Origin of the sequence: Neobacillus niacini, assembly GCF_036961885.1 — a bacterium.
GTDB lineage: Bacteria > Bacillota > Bacilli > Bacillales > Cytobacillaceae > Neobacillus > Neobacillus niacini_H.
In genome coordinates this window covers 33003-52972 of record NZ_JBALNQ010000029.1, presented here as the reverse complement: position 1 = coordinate 52972, position 19970 = coordinate 33003, and the positions used below count along the sequence as shown (strand labels likewise).

At 37.9% G+C, this 19970-nt stretch carries 16 protein-coding genes; 1 reads left to right on the top strand and 15 read right to left on the bottom strand.

Annotated features, from left to right (window positions below; translation table 11 throughout):
• Window positions 1-815: 815 nt before the first annotated feature.
• The 12 genes from V7124_RS13350 to V7124_RS13295 all read right to left on the bottom strand — a co-directional run bounded on the left by V7124_RS13350 (window position 816) and on the right by V7124_RS13295 (window position 14817).
• Complete coding sequence (locus tag V7124_RS13350) at window positions 816-3638, bottom strand: M14 family zinc carboxypeptidase (RefSeq protein WP_335489801.1); 2823 nt, start codon at window positions 3636-3638, stop codon at window positions 816-818.
• A 941-nt stretch (window positions 3639-4579) separates the two neighbouring features.
• Window positions 4580-5305, bottom strand: coding sequence for a 2-keto-4-pentenoate hydratase (locus V7124_RS13345; protein WP_335489798.1), 726 nt, complete (start codon window positions 5303-5305; stop codon window positions 4580-4582).
• Window positions 5306-5440: 135 nt separating this feature from the next.
• Complete coding sequence (locus V7124_RS13340; RefSeq protein WP_335489796.1) at window positions 5441-6349, bottom strand: alpha/beta fold hydrolase; 909 nt, start codon at window positions 6347-6349, stop codon at window positions 5441-5443.
• Window positions 6350-6372: 23 nt separating this feature from the next.
• Window positions 6373-7356: a hypothetical protein gene (locus tag V7124_RS13335; protein WP_335489793.1), complete on the bottom strand. Its 984-nt coding sequence runs from the start codon at window positions 7354-7356 to the stop codon at window positions 6373-6375.
• Between the two features lie 24 nt (window positions 7357-7380).
• Entirely contained in the window at window positions 7381-8193 is an 813-nt protein-coding gene (locus tag V7124_RS13330) for an FAD synthetase family protein (RefSeq protein WP_335489791.1), read from the bottom strand.
• 21 nt (window positions 8194-8214) lie between these two features.
• Entirely contained in the window at window positions 8215-8694 is a 480-nt protein-coding gene (locus V7124_RS13325; protein WP_335489788.1) for a flavin reductase family protein, read from the bottom strand.
• Between the two features lie 56 nt (window positions 8695-8750).
• Window positions 8751-9935 (bottom strand): acyl-CoA dehydrogenase, encoded by a 1185-nt coding sequence (locus tag V7124_RS13320; RefSeq protein WP_335489785.1) that lies wholly within the window; start codon window positions 9933-9935, stop codon window positions 8751-8753.
• Window positions 9936-10011: 76 nt separating this feature from the next.
• Window positions 10012-11223: a thiolase family protein gene (locus V7124_RS13315; protein ID WP_335489781.1), complete on the bottom strand. Its 1212-nt coding sequence runs from the start codon at window positions 11221-11223 to the stop codon at window positions 10012-10014.
• Window positions 11224-11331: 108 nt separating this feature from the next.
• Window positions 11332-11760 carry an acyl-CoA thioesterase gene (locus V7124_RS13310; RefSeq protein ID WP_420490536.1) on the bottom strand — a complete coding sequence of 143 codons (429 nt, stop codon included), beginning with the start codon at window positions 11758-11760 and terminating at the stop codon, window positions 11332-11334.
• The gene (locus tag V7124_RS13305) at window positions 11744-12601 is read right to left on the bottom strand and encodes a 3-hydroxyacyl-CoA dehydrogenase family protein (protein ID WP_335490141.1); all 858 of its coding nucleotides are present in this window, start codon (window positions 12599-12601) and stop codon (window positions 11744-11746) included. The genes V7124_RS13310 and V7124_RS13305 overlap by 17 nt, the downstream gene beginning before the upstream one ends.
• A gap of 80 nt (window positions 12602-12681) precedes the next feature.
• Window positions 12682-13638 carry a VOC family protein gene (locus V7124_RS13300; protein WP_335489778.1) on the bottom strand — a complete coding sequence of 319 codons (957 nt, stop codon included), beginning with the start codon at window positions 13636-13638 and terminating at the stop codon, window positions 12682-12684.
• 15 nt (window positions 13639-13653) lie between these two features.
• Window positions 13654-14817 carry an acyl-CoA dehydrogenase family protein gene (locus V7124_RS13295; RefSeq protein ID WP_335489774.1) on the bottom strand — a complete coding sequence of 388 codons (1164 nt, stop codon included), beginning with the start codon at window positions 14815-14817 and terminating at the stop codon, window positions 13654-13656.
• 326 nt (window positions 14818-15143) lie between these two features.
• On the opposite strand from V7124_RS13295, the gene V7124_RS13290 reads away from it, so the two are divergent.
• Complete coding sequence (locus V7124_RS13290) at window positions 15144-16967, top strand: V4R domain-containing protein (protein ID WP_335489772.1); 1824 nt, start codon at window positions 15144-15146, stop codon at window positions 16965-16967.
• Window positions 16968-17074: 107 nt separating this feature from the next.
• Here V7124_RS13290 and V7124_RS13285 read toward each other — a convergent pair whose 3' ends face one another.
• From V7124_RS13285 to V7124_RS13275, 3 genes are read right to left on the bottom strand one after another with little or no spacing between them, the layout of a single operon-like run.
• Window positions 17075-18370 (bottom strand): TRAP transporter large permease, encoded by a 1296-nt coding sequence (locus V7124_RS13285; protein WP_335489769.1) that lies wholly within the window; start codon window positions 18368-18370, stop codon window positions 17075-17077.
• Window positions 18371-18383: 13 nt separating this feature from the next.
• Window positions 18384-18908, bottom strand: a complete 525-nt coding sequence (locus V7124_RS13280) for a TRAP transporter small permease (protein WP_335489766.1) — start codon at window positions 18906-18908, stop codon at window positions 18384-18386.
• A 12-nt stretch (window positions 18909-18920) separates the two neighbouring features.
• Window positions 18921-19958 (bottom strand): TRAP transporter substrate-binding protein, encoded by a 1038-nt coding sequence (locus V7124_RS13275; protein ID WP_335489763.1) that lies wholly within the window; start codon window positions 19956-19958, stop codon window positions 18921-18923.
• Between the last annotated feature and the right edge of the window lie 12 nt (window positions 19959-19970).

Below are 19970 nucleotides of genomic sequence, written 5' to 3'. Positions count from 1 at the left end.
TTGTATTATAGGCATGGCGATGTTGTTAAGTCAATTGTACTGTTCTGATTACGGCTAACGAAATATTCCACAAATGACATTATCCTCACCACCATAAAATGACTAGGAATGTACCAGTATATGACATGCTGATTACTACCTACCCTAGAAAGCACCAGCGAAGAAATGCTCTCATTGTTCTGTTGTAAATATTATCCGTTAAAACCTCTCAAACATTTCTATCTTAGTAGATTTTCTGTAACCTTTTTGATAGCTGTAACTCTTCCATGCTCTCTTACACCTTTAGGCAAATAAAAAACCTCCAAATATAATCATTTGAAGGTGCTGAATACATCCAGATATATATTCCCGAACTTGGAAATTGTTCGTTTGTTAAGAAAGTCAGTTTTGGCGGGACTGTGTGGGAATCGAACCCACCAGACCTGGCACGCAGGTCTCAAGCAGTTTTGAAGTTTGCTGGCATCCGTTTTTCTAGTACCTATATATATCCAAGCAAGGCACCTGAAAGCCCACTATTTATAAAGAAAAATTCATTCAAAATTTTCCTAAACTGTAGGCCGGAGGTCTGAATTCTGTTTTCAATTCCATTCCTTTTACCACTTAGCAGAAAACTTTATTCCTTCCCAATTATTAAAAAATAAAAGACCCCAATTCACGAATGAACTGAGGTCAAATGGTTAGCATATTCTCGAAAACTTCGTTCCTGACAGGCTAGTTAAAAATCGTTTGTATCCAAGCGGTGTTTTTAATAATAATTGTCTTTGTCCTTTACCGATTTTTGAACCGCCCCTTGACTTATTTCCTATTTTCGACTGTTAATTTTCACGGTCGCGGCCCTTTTCAAAGAAGGATTTTTCTATCATATTATTCTGAGCCTTGACTTCTTTACCCGTTACTTTTCCTTTGCCTTTTCCTTTCTTTATAACCTCGGTGCCGACGGAAGCATATATGCTATTGGCAATTAATCGATAGCTGTATTGTGTATGCGCTCTAAAGGCAAGGTCATTAGCGTATAAGGTAATCGTGGCGTCTTCAAAGTTTTTCGTAATGGCGAGGGTTTGTCCCTGCGCTCCTTCATGTTTGGGCCACCATCCGGAAACATAGAAATCATCGGCGTCACTAAAGGATGCCAATACTTCTGCTTCTTCCGGAACTGAGGTTATCCAGGCCCCCTGCGTTGTATAGAGCAGTTCATTTTTCTCGTAGCCGGAAGTTAGGATATGGTCATTAACGACAGCTTTAATCAGCCCTTCATGACCGCCTGCTGTTCTACTTGCAGCAAGTCCCGGGAGTGCTCCACTGCTCCTAACAGCGTTGACAGCGGGATAGCCAATGCCTACAAATGATTTACCAGATATGCTGTTTGGATTAAAACTGCTGCTATCGCTAATTATTACATCAGCTTCAGCTTGAGGCACCAAGTTAAAACCAAGCTCCCTTACCGAAAAATTCAATTGGTTAGATCCTGTTACTGCCACCTTTGGCTGGCGCAATTGTTCTGTTTTTACATGGTTAGTAGTGCCTGCAGGTGTAGCTTCAAAGTAATAGTTCTTCCCATAAGACTGAAGATCTTTCGTGTTGACGATAAAGTCTCCCCTATTGATGCCTGCTTTTGTTTCAGTTGCTTTTTCAACCACTACCCCATTCTTTAACAATTCATTAACTAGTTTAATAGTGTCATTATTCGTATTGGCCAATACTTGCTTGGGTGTGTTGCCAACTATTTGACCAGTGGGCAGTGTTACTTTTTCAACCCTTGAAGTATCTTTTGCAAAGGCATCAGGGATGCGAATGGAATGAACATCAAAGCCGCGCAGATCCGGGAAATTCGTTACAATCGGATCATACATGGCCGCCCAATCTGACGAATTTTCCCCTTTATGGAGCATCGCATTCGCCACCCCACGTTTCGCTTGTTTCATTGGAACAATAAATGTTCCTTTCGAATACATTTTCCCATTTACCTTCATATTTTTTGTTGTTTGCTCGACCTTTACACCATTGCGGATTAAATATTGGACCATCTTATACGCTTCATGGGTATTTTTTTGTTCTTTCTCATCGACAGGAATCACATAGTAATCCGGGAAGAAGTTGGCATGTTCTCCTCTTACACGACCAATCGATTCACCTTTAGAATTTATAAAATATGGGTCAACTGCGCGGTTATCTTCTCCCTTTACACCGCGAGCAAAAATCTCCAGCTGATTTTCAAATAATTGATCTTTGTTTTCGGTTACAAAATGCGCAGCTCCAAGTCCTGCCCCTTCCATTGCGCGATAGCCGTTCTGGCTAAGCTCCGGAACCTCAATTGTATGCCCCAATGAACCATGAAGCATCGCATACATAGGGGTATAAGCGGGAGTCGCATCATCCCAGCCATCAGCCCATGTTTCCGCAGGAATAAAATAAGAGGTTAGTTTTGAATTGCCAATCCCTGCTTGTCCCATCGCATTGGCTTGATTAATCATCGTTTGGTAAAGCAGGTCATATTCATAGTTGGGATTATGCGGCGGTGTTGTTGGCTCGATTAAAAACCCGGAAACATACCCATGCTGATCAATGAAGGACAATGGCGTCCACTTGGCGATAACCTGAGTGACCTGCTGTGTTTCCACCTGAGTTTGATAATGGTTATCCCGGTTCAAGTCAAAGCCGTTAGCGTTTGCCCTTGTATTTGCCACTCTTCCATCAGGATTATTCGTAAACATATAAAGGAAGATAACATCATCCAAAACCTCGTCAACATCCATTGTCACGGTTTTTTCATTTGCTCCCTTGCCAGTTTTTAAAGTGACCTCATCCTCAAGAGCGAATTTCTTAAGTAACTCTGCGGAAACATCGACACCTTCTGCTTCATCCGGATGGATATTGTTCATCCAAACAGGGACCTGGTAGTCGCCCATCTTACCGGTTTCTAATTTCTTAATTAAACTTTCCGGATTTTCTAATGCGGTTGGCAGTGTTTCGTTTAAATACTTATCGACAGCCTTTTTATCCTTAGCTAATATCACAAAATGAAGATCGCGCCCCTGCACGGTCTTACCAAGGCTTTGATATTCGAGATAGCGATTATTGTCCGGGTCTGCCTTTGCTTTGGCAAAAATTTGATCGATTTCAGGCTTTAGCTGATCGTAAAAAAGGAATTGATCGTAAATATTAAGTGTGACAGTTGTTGCAGCCTTGGTCTTATTTTCAGGACTAACCAATGCCAATTCATAGTCGCCGATAAACGGTTGATAGCGAGTCCTAACTCCTGATAGATTCTCCCTATTAAACAGTAGTCCAAACTCCAAGGTTGCCTTAACAGTCGTGGTTCCATCGACAAAATGTGGTGCTTCTTTTACGGAAATAAACGGATCCCCATTATAATTATTACCGCTTGTCCATTTTTTCCATTCAGAAATGCTCTTGCCGCCAAATGTCCATTGTAATTTAGTTAAATCAACATTTTTATCAAAATCAGCTTGTACTTCTACAGTTCGAACCTCAGTCATGGAAAATAAATCTCTGCTTGCCTCCAGGCCTACTACCTTGAAGTCCTCTGCTGCTTCAATTGCCAAGACAGGGAATGCTGTTTGGGCAAAAATGGACAGCATCATAATCAATACTAGCAAACCTGCTAAACGCTTTTTCATTGAATCATACCTTTCTATGTAATATTTAATAGATTACCAGAATAATATAACAGAAAATTCGGAAAACTTTTGCCGGATTATAGGGAAATCATAGAGTCTTTATCGACAATTTTCGAGGATTCTAATTATTGAAGGAACAACTCTTTAATATATGTAAAGTTTTTATAAATTGATTAAGTACGAAATGATTCGATCAACCCTTTTCTTCAAAACCACATCGAAAGATTTAGTCTAAAGAGGTTCATGGACTTTCCAACCTCTTTGAGTGCGAAGATCATTGCTTTTTCAAGTCCCCATGTAACTCAGTTAATCGTATGGTTCAAGTACTCTGAAATTGGTGTGTAAAAATGTTTCTTTGTATACGCCAGCCCTATGTAGGAAGCTAGATCCTGCCAAAAGATTGGACCGCCAAATGACAGTAACCTTTCTGATTGTGGTAACTCTTTCGTGTTTCCTCACATCTTTACGCACACAAAAAAACCTCCAAATATAAATAATCTCAAACCATTCCATCCACATCTATAACTAGACGAGGTAGAAGAAACAACTTCATAGTATCACCTTTCGAAAAGTGCTAACTATCTTTATACATCTTTTAGGATTAAAAATAGTTACAAAAACCAAAAATAAAATCAGTTCAATTGCTGAGGTTAATATGCTATTTAATAAAAGTAGAGTTGTAATTATTACAAAATACCCTACAACTAAACCAATATTTGGGGAAAAGTATGAAGAGAAAAATTAATATTAAACCAAAGGAAGAAGGTGACTCAAAAGGTCGTTAAATAACACTTTTGAGTCATTTTTTATATAAATCCAGCCAATGATCCAAATGAATCCTAATCCCGTTAAAATAAAGCGAATGTCATCCATATTTTTTTATCAATATTAAAGCCTATACTAAGGACTCTTCCCCTGATAAAAGAAAGGCATTAGTAGCTTTACTTAAAGCTAACTTCTACTTTTCCAATATGGGAGAATTCAGCAGTAAACACATCCCCTATTTCAACAGCAACTGCTGCTGAAAGTGCTCCTGAGAGAATGACTTCACCCGCTTTTAATCCTACATCGAACTGTGATAATTTATTTGCAAGCCATGCTACACATTTAGCAGGGTGGCCTAAAACATCTGAACCATACCCTGTGTTAATCCGATCGCCATTTTTAAACAAGTTCATTTTAATCGAAGGTAAGTCGATTTCCTTTAAAGAGAACCGTTCCTCCCCGATGACAAATAATCCGCTCGAGGCATTATCGGCTACCGTATCTGCTAAGGTAATCTTCCAGTCTGTAATTCGGCTGTCGACAATTTCAAGGGCAGGGGCTATGTAATCTGTTGCACCGAGTACATCCTCGACCGTAACATATGGCCCACTTAAGTCCTTGCAAAGGACAAAGGCAATCTCTCCTTCTATTTTCGGTTGAAAAAGATGGTCCAAACGAATCATTCCATTATTACGTATTTCCATGGTATCTAATAGGTTTCCGTAATCTGGCTGATCCACTCCCAACAGTTCCTGCATGGCAACAGATGTTAACCCAATCTTTTTCCCGACAATCCGCTGCCCTTCCTGAACTTTTTGTTCAATTGCTCTTAGTTGAACCTGATACGCCTCCTCAATCGACAAGTCAGGGTACACTTCCGTAAGCGGGGAAATTGACTTCATAGTTGTTTCTGCATGCTTCAATAGCTGATAGAGATGTTGTACACGATGAATGACTTGGTTACTAATATAAAAAACCTCTTTCTATTAAAAATAAAGCACTATTCATTGATTCAGGAACTACAAACTATGAATCATCTAAATAGTGCTTTCAAGGTGAGCAATTGTTACCAGCGAAGATTCTTCTTTAACTGTTTCATTCCCATGTTTCAATAAGAAATCAATTAAAACGGTGTTAAATTCTTCTGGTTTTTCCCATTGTGGCCAGTGACCTGCATCTTTAATAACCACTAATTCACTATTAGGAATCATGTCTTGAATTGGTTTTGCTTCCTCAACGGTCGAAGTAGGATCATGATCGGTCCAAGCCAACAAAGTCGGAACATTAATTTTGCCGCACCAGGATGGATCCCAGCTGTACAGCTTTCTAATTTCGAGATCCTGTAGACAGACGATATGATGAACCGCTTCTTGATAGGAAGGCTGTGTATAAATGTTATAACGGGCTTCGATTAACTCATCTGTTACTTGGCTCTTATCATACATTAACCACTCTAACCGCGTTTTTACATTTTCATAATTCGCTTCTAGAACGGCTTTTAACGTAGAATCCTTCAGTTTTTTCATGACTTCAGGCTTGTTATTAACGTTCCCTGGTGTATTCAGCACCATCGCTTTCACATATTCTGGATGCTCTGCAGCAAACCATGCTGCCACCCAGCCGCCTAAAGACTCACCAGACAGATACACTTTAGACAAATTTAATGCCTGAATAACTCCTAATAAATGTTCACTATAAAAATCGATTCCATACTGTCGATCTGGTTTTGCAGTATACCCGTGGCCGACCATATCGATATTAATTACCCGAAAATGCTCACTTAAACCTTTCATATTTTTCGCATATGCCTCTATATGACCGCCAGTTCCATGGAGCAATATCAATGGTTCACCAGTTCCAGCTTCCAGCACTCTCGTTTTAATTCCATTTGCGTCTAAATAATAAAGTTTAAATTCAAGATCAGCTAAGTCTGTCCATATTGTCATCTCAATCGCTCCCGGTTTAAAAATTAGATTTTTAATTCTTCGTTAATAGTATTGTTAGCATTAATGTGATTGACAGGCTGATTAAACTGAACGATAGCCATACCCGTCACCCATTCTGGAATTGGTTCATAGCAAGCTACTCTTGCTTCAAAGCTTTGAAGCGCACCGAGCAGCATAAGCCAGTTGCGGATTTCCTGCCCTCCGTTTCCTAGGTTTTCCTCGATATATTCAGCACTCCAGTTTCTTAGTGCAACATAATTTTTTTCTGTAACCAATCGTAAAAATTCTCTGTCCAATTGTTCATTCACTGGTCCTGCTTTAATTCGGGTTACTCGTATTTCCCTGTTGTGCAAATACTCATCAAGCTCCTCAATTTCCTGGCGGCCATTTTTTAACACTTGAATTAATGATTGATCCTCTGGTTTGTTACTATCAATCTTCGGAATCGGCACCCAGTGTGAAAGACCTCCTGAAGCAACAATTGCTACCTTTAGATCGTTGTCCCATGATTCAATAGCCTTGCGGACTACTTCACCAATTTGGAAACAGCGTTCCATCGTGGGAAGCGGCGGTGCCGAAGTATTAACCGCAATCGGCACAACCGGAATTTGAAGATCAGGATTTAAAAAGTAAATTCCTTGGGTATGTCCGTGATCGACTTTCATTTTTAATGTAAAAGCAAAATCCACATTGTTTTCTAAGCCTATATTAAGGATGTGTTTTGCTAAATCCCGCTGGACAGGAATATTGTATTTTGGCAGCTGCCAGTCTCCCCAACCTTCACACTCACCTATGCCAATTGTAAACGCTGGCATATGATCATAGAAGTAACTATTAAAGTGATCATCCGAAACTAGTACTATCACATCTGCCCCAGAATCTTCGATATACTTCTTCATTTCAGCCGCTGTCTGGAGGAATCGTTGTCCTTTCTCTCCGCCTCCAGCTTCGTTCGTCATAATCATCGGACTATGTGACATCGCAACACCTGCGATAATTTTAGCCATTTTTGCCACTTCCTTTAAGAATTATTAAGAGATTAGTAGTTTCATAGGTACATTTTGAATCTGCTTTTTCCAAACAATTGAAAGTTTTCCCTTTAAAAATGGAGGAATATCTGCTGTACATTGAACTCCCTCTTGGATAACATTTACTTCCGTTTGAACTGCACGGCTCTTATTTTTAAGTGTTACCGCATATCTGCCAGGACCAGGGAGAGTATAGGATGGATACAGCATAAATACCTCTCCATCCCACTCACACTCTGTTTCATAAAAACGTCCAAGCAAATCAGGCAGCTCTGCAACTTTTCCACTCAATAGCCGTTCACGAATACACGTAGAACTGACTTTCTCGCCCCACATCTCTACTTTTTCGACCTTTGTCACATCAATTCGGCCACCAGAGTCCTGATTCAAACGATCCAGATTTCCAGCCCCACGGCTGCCATAGCAAAAATCAAAACCAGCGACTCCATGAAAAACACCAAGTCCATTCAAGTATTGATCAACAAACTCTTCAGGAGAAAGGAATGCGAACTCATTGTCAAATTCAACAATATAAAAAGTATCAACACCCATTTTTCGAAGTCTCTCTTCTTTTTCAGCAAGCGGCATTAACGTGTGAACATGAATTTTTCCATTCGAGATGACAGTTTTCGGATGCGGAAAAAAACTCATTACTGCTAATTCTGCCTTCATCTCTTGTGCTTTCTGGTAAGCAGTATGAATGACGGTACAATGACCACGATGGAGACCGTCGAAACATCCAAGTGCCATTACATTTGGCTTCGCCTTTTTCTGCCATTCTGCCAAATTACTACGATTTATATGAATGGTTTCCATAACAGTCTCCTCCCATTGCATTTAAATTGTCACTGGTATTTCTTCCGTTAATGAACGATACTTTCCGCTATAAAAAAGAAGTGGTTCCGCGTCTTCAAGGTGAATATCGGTTACTTTTCCGATGAACAAGCTATGATCCCCTTCTATATGCTCAGCTGATACTTCACAGGCAATTTGTGCAACTGCACCCGCTAAAACTGGTTTTCCATCCAAGCGGTCGAAGGTAACCTCTTTATGTTCCTTCAATTGTCCTGCGAAAATATTTGATAGCTCCTGCTGGTCAGCAGCTAAAATATTTACAGTGAATATCTTGCTTTCTTTTATTTTGTTTAGAATCTTTGCTTTTTCTCCAATTGAAACTACTACAAGGTTTGGATCAAGTGATACCGACATGAACGCATTGGCCGTCATTCCATGAACATCTCCTAATACCTCTGTTGCTATTACAGTCACACCAGTTGCAAATTTACCCATTGCAGTTCGAAATTTACGGTCATCCATTATAAAATCCTCCTGTTATGAAAGTTTTACTTTCCTGCATAATTCCTCCAATAAAGTTATCCCCTAACTCCTCCATCAAAACCAAACAACTCTTTACCATATGCCGCAACTGCATCTTCATATAGCGAAGTTTTGTGTGTAGCAACAGAAATAATATCCCGTAAGAATAGTTCCATTGGACCGCCCTTATAAAGAGCCGCGCCACCTAGTGTTAACAGCGACCTTACAGCAATATCTGTACAAATCTTGATTGCTTTAGTCCTAATCGAAAAGAATTCAGAAGGCGGTGTGACACAGCCGTCTTTTTCATAGTTTTCTAGGAGATCAATGTATTTGTCGAGTAAAGCTTCAGCAATGTGGAAATCAGTAGTCATTTCCGCTAATACACGCTGACTTCTTGGCGACTCACTTTCCCTTACCCCATCCATTAAGCGCACACGTTTTTCTGTTTGGGTTTTAAATTCCTTAAGTATCCGCTCTGCCCCGCCGAGTGCCATGTAACCAAATCCAAGATAGAAGGAAGGAAAAAACGGCACATGATAAAATGGGTAATCTGTGTCATACTCTTCTACTGGCGGTCTTCTTGTAAGTTCTGCCTGATCTAGCCGTAAAATCCGTTCCTTTGGGACATATACATTTTTGGCAATAATTTGGTTACTTCCTGACCCTCTCAGACCAAATGTATCCCAATTGTTAACCACTTCTACTTCTGAAACTCTTAACATTGGCAAGCAATATACTGGTTTTGGAGTATCAGGGAAATGGATCATGACCCCTACACCGACCCAATCACTAAAATTGACACCACTTACAAAATTCCACTTACCACTAATGCGAATCCCCTCACCATCCCTTTCTGCTTTTCCTAATGCAGCAAAGATATCGCAGATTAACCCTCCCTGATTAACAATTTCGTCCGCTCCCTTTTCTGGAAGAAAGGCTGGAAGCATATTGTGAAGTGGATAGAGATAGGTCAGCCATGCAGCTGAAATATTGTAGTTTGCTACTTTGCGAACGACCTTTGCAAATGTCCTTAAATCCGTCTGCGGACCGCCATATTTTTTTGGAAGCATCATTTTAGTGATTTCCGTTTCCTTCATCAGGTTTATGACATTCTCAGATACGGTCGCATTCTCCTCTGCAGACTTTGCTTCTTGTTCCGCCAATTTTCCAACTTTCTCTGCCGCCAATAATAACCGTTCAGTTGTAGAATTTTTTTCATTTATTGTATGAATAGCCATCAAAACACCCCTATTTTTCGCCAGAATATTCCGAACAATCTATTATTAGTTTGAAAATCCATTGAATTCTAATTGCTTAATCCCACGATGAATTATTTTCAACAATTATGGAAATCCCCTGCCCCATGCCCACACACATAGTGGCAAGCCCATATCTAACATTTTTCCGGTACATTTCATGGATTAAGGTGGTTAGTATCCTCGCTCCACTAGCTCCTAACGGATGACCGAAGGCAATAGAACCACCATTTACGTTGACGATAGCTTCGTTAAGCCCTAATTCTCGAATGCATGCCAAAGCTTGAGAAGCAAATGCTTCATTAATTTCAACCAAACCAATATCATTTATTGTTAAGCCGCTGCGTTCTAGTGCTTTTCTTGTTGCAAAAATAGGCCCTACTCCCATGATCGAAGGCTCTAAACCTGCAGTTGCTCCTACAATATACCTTGCCATTGGTTTTACTCCCAATTCCTTTGCTTTTGCAGCACTCATTAATAGCAGAGCAGAGGCCCCATCATTTATCCCGGAAGCGTTCCCAGCAGTTACCGTTCCATTGAGAATGATCGGCTTTATATTTCTAAGTTTTTCAATTGTTGTATCAAAACGTGGATGTTCATCTTTTTCAACAATTGTTTCGTTTCCTTTAGCATCATGAATCACTACTGGAACGATTTCATTAATAAAACGATTTTCCTCGATTGCCCTTTTTGCTTTTTTTTGGCTTTCAAGTGCAAATTCGTCTTGTGATTCTCTGGATACATGATATAGTTTGGCTACATTCTCAGCCGTTTCCGGCATGGAATCTTTTCCATACATGTCTTCCAATTTCTTATTAATAAATCTCCATCCCATTGTTGAATCTTGAAGTTCCATTGCCCCTCTAGGAAAACTTTGTTCAGGTTTAGCCATTACATAAGGGGCACGAGTCATGCTCTCTGTTCCACCTGCAATAAATATATCTCCTTCCCCAACTGCGATTGCTCTTGAAGCGTATAGTACCGCATCTAAACCTGAACCACATAAGCGATTAACCGTCGTGCCGCCAACTTGAACTGGTAATTCAGCCAGCAAAGCAGCCATTCTTGCAACATTTAAATGATCCTCTCCTGCTTGGTTGGTATTTCCCAATACCACTTCCTCGATTTGCTCTAGGGGGATGTTTGGATTCCTTTCGACTAGTGCTTTTATAACAGTTGCAGCTAAATCGTCAGGACGGACATCTTTTAACGCTCCCCTATAGCGGCCGATTGGCGTTCTTACAGCATCGACAATTACTACTTCTCTCATTTTTTTTCATCCTTTTTGTTAAAACGTAAATTCAATCATCTTTTAGTAAAATAAAACAAAAAACTGATTTTATTGATCATCTCTGGTTTCTTTTTAACCTACCTTAACTCACTTATTCTCCGGAACCATCTTCTCACGAATATCCTGAGGAATCGGATGTGCCTTCAATTTCTCCTCAAAGGTTGCCCACGCTCTAATTTCATAACCTTCAGCAACCATATGTTCGTCTTTATAAAATTGATGGCTAATTTTAAAGACTTTATTATACAATTCATGGACAGAACTCACGATTTCAACACAATCTTCAAAAAAGAGCGGAGATTTTATGTTACATTTCGATTCTAACAATGGTACACCAATATTCTGTTGCGAAAAGAGTTTCGAAGAAGGCACCCCAATGGCTCCTAAATATTCATGTGTTGCTTCATCCATCCATTTATGAAAATTAGGATAATAGACAATACCTCCCATATCGGTGTCACCCAGCCTTACCTTAAACCCATATTTTTTTATGGTACCTTTAGCTGTTGTAGTCATAAAAACCAGCTCCTACTTTCTTTCCAAGTCTTCCAGCTCTTATTAATTGTTTCAGTAATAATGGCGGTGCGAATCGGTTGTCATTAAACTCCTCTTTAAAATAATTCATAACATAATAGCTAATATCTACCCCACCAAAGTCTTGTAAAGCAAATGGACCCATTGGATAATTCAAACCAAGCGTAACCGCTTTATCAATATCCTCCGCAGATGCTACCCCTTCTTCTAATAGCTTAATAGCCTCAATAAATTGCGGTATTAAAATGCGATTGACGATAAATCCAGGTATATCTTTGTTGACAACTATCGGTTCTTTATTTAATTCAACAGAAAAGGCTTTAACCGCTTCAACGGTTTCATCGCTGGTTTTGAATCCTCGAACGACTTCGACCAGTTTCATAATTTGAGCTGGATTAAAGAAATGCATCCCCACTACACGATCAGGCCGCTTTGTTGCTTCAGCAATCGCCGTTATGGACATGGAGGAAGTATTTGTTGCTATAATTGCATCCTCGTGAAGGATATCATCCAGTCGTGAAAAGACATTCTTTTTCACATTGATATCTTCAACTACAGCCTCTATCACAAAATCTGCTTCTTTTAAATCTTCGAAGTTTGAGGTTGTATGAATATTTTCTAAACTATCTGCTTTTTGCTTTTCACTCATCTTTCCTCGCTGTATACCTTTGTCCATAAATTTCTCGATTTGTAATAATCCTTGCTGTATCTGCTTCTCACCAATATCATACAAAAGGACTTTATAACCAGAGCTAGCTATGGCATTTGAAATACCGCTGCCCATGGTTCCTGCGCCTACTATCCCAACTGTTTTAATTTTCAAGATGGCTCCTCCATTTTCTATATCATCTTGTCTTACTTGTCTTACTTCTCTTGCATCTTCAGTCAAGAATATGTCACCAATTATCCTCTTATCGTTGATCTGTTAGCCTGTGACGTATTTTCTCCCCAATAGGTAAGAGCGTTTTTATCTTCTAATGTCCATTTAACTGGTTCCCAATCTGGCTCAAAAATTAAATAACCATTTGAAAATAACTCGATTCTTAATCCACTGCCAGGATCGATAACATAAAGGTATATCGCTTGTGAAATTCCGTGTTTACCAGGGCCAACAAATTCTATTTCATGGTCTGATAATATATCTGCTGCGCGCAGCATATCTTGAGCATTATCTAACCAAAAGGCTAAATGGTGCATTTGATGAGAAGTGGGAGCGTTTGGATCCTTCATAACAGCAAGGTCATGGACTAAATTCGTCACACTCATCCACGCTCCTAACTGCTTGTCATCTGAATCAACCAAATATTCCCTCATTTTAAAACCTAAAGTATTGGTGATAAAATTTGTTACCGTCTCCAACTCAGCATGGGTTGCTATATTGACATGGTCAATTCTTCTAGCCGATATCCCTTTTGCCCAAGCTTTATGACTCTGGTTTTTTAGGATAGATTTGTTTTTTCCATGTCCTTTAAGTTTCTCCATATCATAATAGATTTCAAATTTATGTCCTGTTGGCAACTGAAAGCGAATCGCTCTTCCTTGTCCTTTTTCGACTCCACTTTCAATCCAATCAACTTTTGTCTTGCTTTCTTCTAAAAGTGATGCAAATTGTTCCAAATCTTCCCTTCTTTTCGCTTTCCAGCCGATATGATCGATATATGAAGTGTCACCCGATGTAATAGATAAACTATGATGTTCAAAATCTCCCCAGCCTCGTAAATAATGGATCCCATGTTCCACTGCCGTTTCTTCTAAACCAAGAACCTCTTTAAAAAACCACAGTGATTTTTCTATATTTGCAGAGACTAATGCAACATGGCCAAGTTTTGCAATTTCTGGTGCGTATATTAAGTTCGTCATCCTGATCATCCTCCCTTACCCTCGAACATCGCTATTATATCCAAATAATTTTTTTCCGTAAGCATCTACAGCATCTTCATATAGTGAAGTTACATGGGTCCCAATGGCTAATAAGTCTCTAACAATCATCTCCAAAGGATGCCCTTTGATTAACGCCGCAGCACCTAACGTTAATAACGCCTTTTGAGCAATATCAATACAAGATTGAATAATACATGCCCTAATGGCTTTATATTCACTTGGGTCATATTTATGGCCGGTATCCGCTTCCAACATCTCTATATAGGTTCTCATTAATCCTTTGGCTGCCTGAAGTTTCATCATCATTTCCGCAATCACTCTTTGGCTTCTTGGAGATGCTTTTTCTGACTCCCCAGAAATTCGAATTCTTTTTTCCGTTCCTTTCTTAAATTCATCAATTGCCCTTTCGGCCCCACCTATAGCCATTGCTGGGAAACCAATATAAAATGCAGGCAAAAAATGTACATTATAATATAAATAATCATGATCAAAAGGACCTTCTAATGGTTGACTATTCTTTTGGATATCCTGGATTTTAAATGTTAAATCATCAGGTATAAACAAGTCCTGAATCACTAAGGTATGGCTTCCAGACCCTCTTAGCCCGAGGGAATCCCAATTTTCGATTATATTTACGTCGCAGGTATCAATCACCAAAACAATTGGTTCGGGAGTTTCTTTCTCATTCACAACGGCGCCTACAGCACACCACTTACTATGTTTAATTCCACTGACGTAATTGTAAGTCCCCGTTAAAATAAATCCGCCATCAACTCTTTTTGCACTTCCAATAGGAGCCAGAATATCCGCTAATAAACCACTATCCTGATAAATTTCATCCCTTCGGTGTTTTGGCAGATAGGCGACCCAGGAATTATGAAGTGAATAAAAATATGTCAGCCATGCTGCTGATAAATTATAGAAACCAACTGTTTTTATCAGATCGGTAAAGGTGGTAAAATCAATTTGTTCTGCTCCATATTCCTTTGGGATAATTAATTTATTGATGCCTTCTTTTTTGATTAAACGAATCACATTTTCGGAAATGGTATTCTTTTCATCGGCTGTTATTCTTTCAGATTCTGCCAGCATACCAATTTTCTTCGCACTTTCCATTAAACTTTCATAAACGTAATTTTGTACTGTTGAAACTGCCAAGTCCTTCACTCCTTTTTAGATAATAACTTACGAACTATTTTTATTTTGAATTCCTATCGAACCATAAAAAAGTAAAAAGAATGTACAGTTTCCCTCCTTTTTATAGCAAAAACTACGGAACTGTTTTAAAGTTATTCACATTGAAAACGTTATTTTTCCTATATATCCATTCAATCAAATATTTAATGTGAAAAAAATACTTATTTTTACTGAAAAGTCTGAATAAATTGACAAAATATATTGTTTTTTAAGATGGAAAGCTCTATCATGATGGTAAATACTAGTTTTTAATAAATTTTTATTTTTTTGTTAAAGGAGGAAATCTATTGTCAACTGCCAACAATACCGGTGAGTTATTAATTAATAGTTTTGATATCTCATTTTCTAGTCAATCATTTGGAATACTGCGAAAAGCATTATTTCATAATATTGGTTCCCATAAAACAAAAGGTTTTTTATTAAGATTAGGCAAGGAATTAGGAAAACAAACGGCCACTGAATTATTAGAATCTCATTCTCGGGAATATGTAGCCAACCAAGCCATCATAATCCATAAAAAGATGGGCCATGTATCAGACGTGATTACAAAAAGAGACCAGGAATTTGATAAGAATAGAAATTTAATATATATAAACACGACAGGAATCTGGTTTGATTCCTATGAAGCAAAACTCCATTTGACACATCATGGAGCATCAGACGAATGCTCTTGTTACACTTTAAGTGGTTTTGCAACTGGTTATCTTTCTAAAGCATTTAATGCATCTGTTATGGTAAGGGAGACAAAATGCAAAGCAAAGGGAGATGAAAATTGTGAATTTGTCATAAAATTAGAAAAAGATTGGCAAGAGGAATACCCAGAAGAAATTTTGCTATATAATGAGCAAACCATTTACGATGAGTTAGAACTTACCTATGATAAACTTCTGAAACAAAAAAACCTTCTAGATAAAATATCTATATTTCATTACCAGTTAACAGAAAGCGTTTCTAAAAATCAAAGCATTCCCGTTGTGATAGAAACGGCCTACTACAATATTAAAATACCCATCATCATCGAAGATCGACACGGAAATATGATAGTTCAGTATGGCTTAACTGAAGCCCAATTAAAGGAATTAAAATCAGTTAGAAAATCAAAAATGTTTTATGTTGAATCATATAATCAAACGCAGTATTTTGAATCAGATAAATTTAATGAGCTCAAAACTCCTATTTATTTGGAAAGTAAAGTGTTTGCATATTGTTCTTTTATTTACTTTGAACATATACAAAAAGAGCCTAATGACCATACTTTTCTAGAACGTATCTCTACTATCTCTACTTTGTGTTTTATTAATGAGAAAGTTCAGTTTGAGGCACAAGAAAGAATGAAAATTTCTGTGTTAGATGACCTAATTACAAAACAATATGATTCAATTGAAGAAATACAGCAAAAGTTCAAATATCTGAAACGGCCACTTGTAGGCCCATTTTATGTAGCACTTGTTAAAGTCGATTATAAGGGTCACAAGGAGATTTCGACCGATTTATATCCTATAACTCTTGAATTAGCTAAGCAGTGTGACAGTGAGGATTTAATTGTTGTAGTATCAAAGTATAATGAATATTGTGTGATTTTAATTGGCTCACCAATAAAAACTTCTAATTTAAAACAAATTATGAAAAGAATGATCACAAAGGTGCAAAAATCTCTTTCAGATTATACCTTTAAGTTAGGTGTTAGCAATAAGTTTGAAGAATTACTCGACATTGATACTTACTTGTTACAAGCTACAAACTCTGTTCGTTCTCCATTACAAGAAAATATTATTTTTCACGATGATTTAGGCTTTATCGGTTCAATTGTGAATACGTATAACTATAACCAGCTAATGGAATTAGCCAAAAATGAACTAAAAATTCTTTATACCTCCAATGATGAAAAAAATAAAGAATTATTAAATACTTTATATATCTATTTAAAAAACAGTGGGAAATTAGAAAAAACCATGCATGATTTATCTTTATCGATTGGAGGGATTCAGTATCGGATAAAAAAAATTGAAGAAATATTAGGTAAAAGTTTAAAGGATTTCCGCAATTCCGCTTACTTACTCTTATTAATTGAAAGTATGATTCTTATTGATAAAATCAAAATAGAAACTTAATTTTAATATTTAGCATATACTCGTCAAAAGATTTCAAGTATCCAAAAAAGTGCCAGCGAGACTAGATTCCATACCAAATCTCGATGGCACCTTTTAGACTTATAAAGCTATTTGATCGTATCAGGAAGATAAGAAACAAGTTGTGGCAAAAGGGTAATGATGGCCATCAATAAGATCATTAAAAATAAATACGGAGCCGCTGCATAGGACATCTTAGTAAGATTCAATGGAGTTCCTTGTTTCTCTGAGATTTGCATCATTACAAACAGGTTCAACCCTATTGGCGGTGTTATCGCCGACATTTCTAAAGCGATAATCGTAAAAATACCAAACCACAGCAAGTCAACCCCATAGCTAACTAAAATTGGATGTAGGATTGGAACCATGATTAATAGAATCGAAATAACATCCATAAACATTCCTAAAATAACAAAGATGACAAAAATCAATAATAACAATGTCCACTTATTCATATTTAGTGACTCTAGCCCTAGTTGAATCGTTTGCGGTAATTCAATCGCCGTAATGGCAAATCCAAATAATAAAGCTGCGGCTAATATTAACGCAATCATCCCGACATTTGAAGCTGTCTCTTTAAGAGATTCAAATAATCCTTTTACGTTTATTCCTTTGTAAACAAACAAGGCTAACAGCAATGAGACAATACAGGCAACCGCTGCCGATTCTGTAACTGTAAAGATCCCCGAATAAATCCCCAAAATAATTATCACCGGTAACAAGAATAGCCAGCTGACTTCTTTTAAAGCTGACATCCTTTCCTTTTTGCTCGCTTTTTCGCCTCTATTCAGCTTTTTCCCGTATACAACGACCACATATGCGATAAAGATAATCACCAAGAGGAGACCAGGGATGATTCCAGCCATAAACAAATCTGTTATTGATACATTTGTCATTGCCCCATATAAAATCATCGGTCCACTTGGAGGGATTAAAATTCCCAATGTGCCAGCTGCGGCAATAATCCCATATGCTAGTCTTTTAGGATACCCATTTTTTATCATTTCACTTGATGCGATATAACCAATGGTTAGTACCGTTGCAATACTGGACCCGGTTAATGAAGCAAAAAATGCACACGTCAGTACACTTGCAATAGCCAAACCTCCTGGCAAATGTCCAAACCATTTATTAGCTGCATCAAAGGCCATTGTTCCTATTCCACTTTTTAACAATATTTGTCCAGTTAGAACAAATAATGGAATTGCAATTAAAATACTATTATTAAGAGAATTAAAGAGTAGTTGTGGTACTTGTAAATTTGCTACAAGAGGGTCTAAGTAAACCATTAATACTCCAGCACTTACAATGATTAATGCGAATGCAACAGGCATTCCTAAAAGGATAATTACCATTAATATCCCTAAGATGATTACGTAATCCAAATACAATCCCCTCCTAACTCAGTACTGGAGTTTCATTTTCCGCCTCATTATGGTCTTTAAGAAATAAAAGTAGCAAATGTCTGATAAGAGCTAAACATAGGAGGACACTGCCTATTACTAAAGAACTCTGTGGAATCCAAATCGGAACTTGGATAATTGATAAGTCCTTTGCATGTTTCACATACGAACTATGCATCATAACCCAACTGTGCTTCGTTAAAAAAATAAAGAAGACTAATGAAACGATCGTAAGGAAAATTTCTAAAACCTTATTGGTTTTCTTAGAAAACTGATTTGTGAGAATATCTATTTTAATATGTTCTACATTATACATAGCAAAGGCAGCTGCCATGTAAGAAGCAGCAATAAAAAAGTATACAGAAAATGGTTCAACCCAATGAATGGGGATCATGATATTTCTACCTAATACACTTATTAAAACCATAGCAGCAATTAAAAAAATAAGGAGGCCGGCAATAATACCGGCAACTTCCAATATTTTACCTATTATATAGGTAATCATTTTCACTATTTTCATATCATCACCCTTTTAATCTCTTGAAGAATTGATAATCTCCATGATTTCTTTTCCTATGTCTCCCGTAGTTTGATAAAAACCTTCGAGAACCTTGTCCTCTACTGCTTTGAATGATTTCTTATCTACTTCTACAAACTTCATTCCTTTTTCACTCAACGTCTTCGCATTTGCCTCATGTTGTGTTTGTACTTCTTCGGACATCCATCCTTCTACCTCTTTTGAAGATTCTAAGATGATGTTTCGTGTTTCTTCGGAAAGAGAATTCCACCAATCTAAATTTACTAGTGAAATGGAAATCCCAGCGTTTTGTGGTCCTGTATAATATTCAGTTACTTCATAATATTGTTGGGCAATGAAGGCAACGGGTGCTGACAAACCTGCATCAATCGTTCCTCTTTGTAATGCCTGAACGACCTCTGCTCCCGGCATTGTGATTGGGGTACCACCAGCTGCTTCTACAAATTTGGACATAAGCGGACTTGTTGTTCTCACCCTTTTACCCTTAAAATCATTTGGAGTTTTCAGCGGTGTTTCTTTCGATGCATAATACGCCATTCCAAAGTCTCCCCAGATGATTGGGTAAAGGTTGGCTTTAGCAAATTCATCTTCAAAGATTTTTCGTACACCGTTATCCAACGCTCTGTGCAGGTGTTTGTAATCATCAAATACAGGCAAAACAATAAGCTCAGCACTTGGAACTAATGAAGTTAACATTTCAAACGTGGTTGCACCTGCTTCGATTTGTCCCGTTGATATCGCATCTACAACACCTATATCATTGTAAAGCTGTCCAGAGGGGAAAATGCTCAAATTAATTTTCCCACCGCTTTTTTCGCTTACTAGTTCTTTTAATTGCTCAAAACCTTTATGGGTATGCTGTTCCACTGGATACCCATGTGCAAATTTAAAGGATACTTCTTCCACACTACCTTCTGAGCTTTTGTTCGTTTCATTTTCTTTGTTCGTAGTGCCATTTGAAGAGGATGAACTACAGCCAATCAACGTGACCATTCCTAGCACAATCATGAATATCAACAGTTTATTTTTCATTAAAACTCCACC

Coding starts and splice junctions, on each gene's coding strand:
- V7124_RS13345 (WP_335489798.1), bottom strand. CDS start 5,305: ATGAAGTCAATTTCCCCGCTTACGGAAGTGTACCCTGACTTGTCGATT.
- V7124_RS13300 (WP_335489778.1), bottom strand. CDS start 13,638: ATGACGAACTTAATATACGCACCAGAAATTGCAAAACTTGGCCATGTT.
- V7124_RS13310 (WP_420490536.1), bottom strand. CDS start 11,760: ATGACTACAACAGCTAAAGGTACCATAAAAAAATATGGGTTTAAGGTA.
- V7124_RS13325 (WP_335489788.1), bottom strand. CDS start 8,694: ATGGATGACCGTAAATTTCGAACTGCAATGGGTAAATTTGCAACTGGT.
- V7124_RS13320 (WP_335489785.1), bottom strand. CDS start 9,935: ATGGCTATTCATACAATAAATGAAAAAAATTCTACAACTGAACGGTTA.
- V7124_RS13315 (WP_335489781.1), bottom strand. CDS start 11,223: ATGAGAGAAGTAGTAATTGTCGATGCTGTAAGAACGCCAATCGGCCGC.
- V7124_RS13340 (WP_335489796.1), bottom strand. CDS start 6,349: ATGACAATATGGACAGACTTAGCTGATCTTGAATTTAAACTTTATTAT.
- V7124_RS13280 (WP_335489766.1), bottom strand. CDS start 18,908: ATGAAAATAGTGAAAATGATTACCTATATAATAGGTAAAATATTGGAA.
- V7124_RS13350 (WP_335489801.1), bottom strand. CDS start 3,638: ATGAAAAAGCGTTTAGCAGGTTTGCTAGTATTGATTATGATGCTGTCC.
- V7124_RS13275 (WP_335489763.1), bottom strand. CDS start 19,958: ATGAAAAATAAACTGTTGATATTCATGATTGTGCTAGGAATGGTCACG.
- V7124_RS13335 (WP_335489793.1), bottom strand. CDS start 7,356: ATGGCTAAAATTATCGCAGGTGTTGCGATGTCACATAGTCCGATGATT.
- V7124_RS13330 (WP_335489791.1), bottom strand. CDS start 8,193: ATGGAAACCATTCATATAAATCGTAGTAATTTGGCAGAATGGCAGAAA.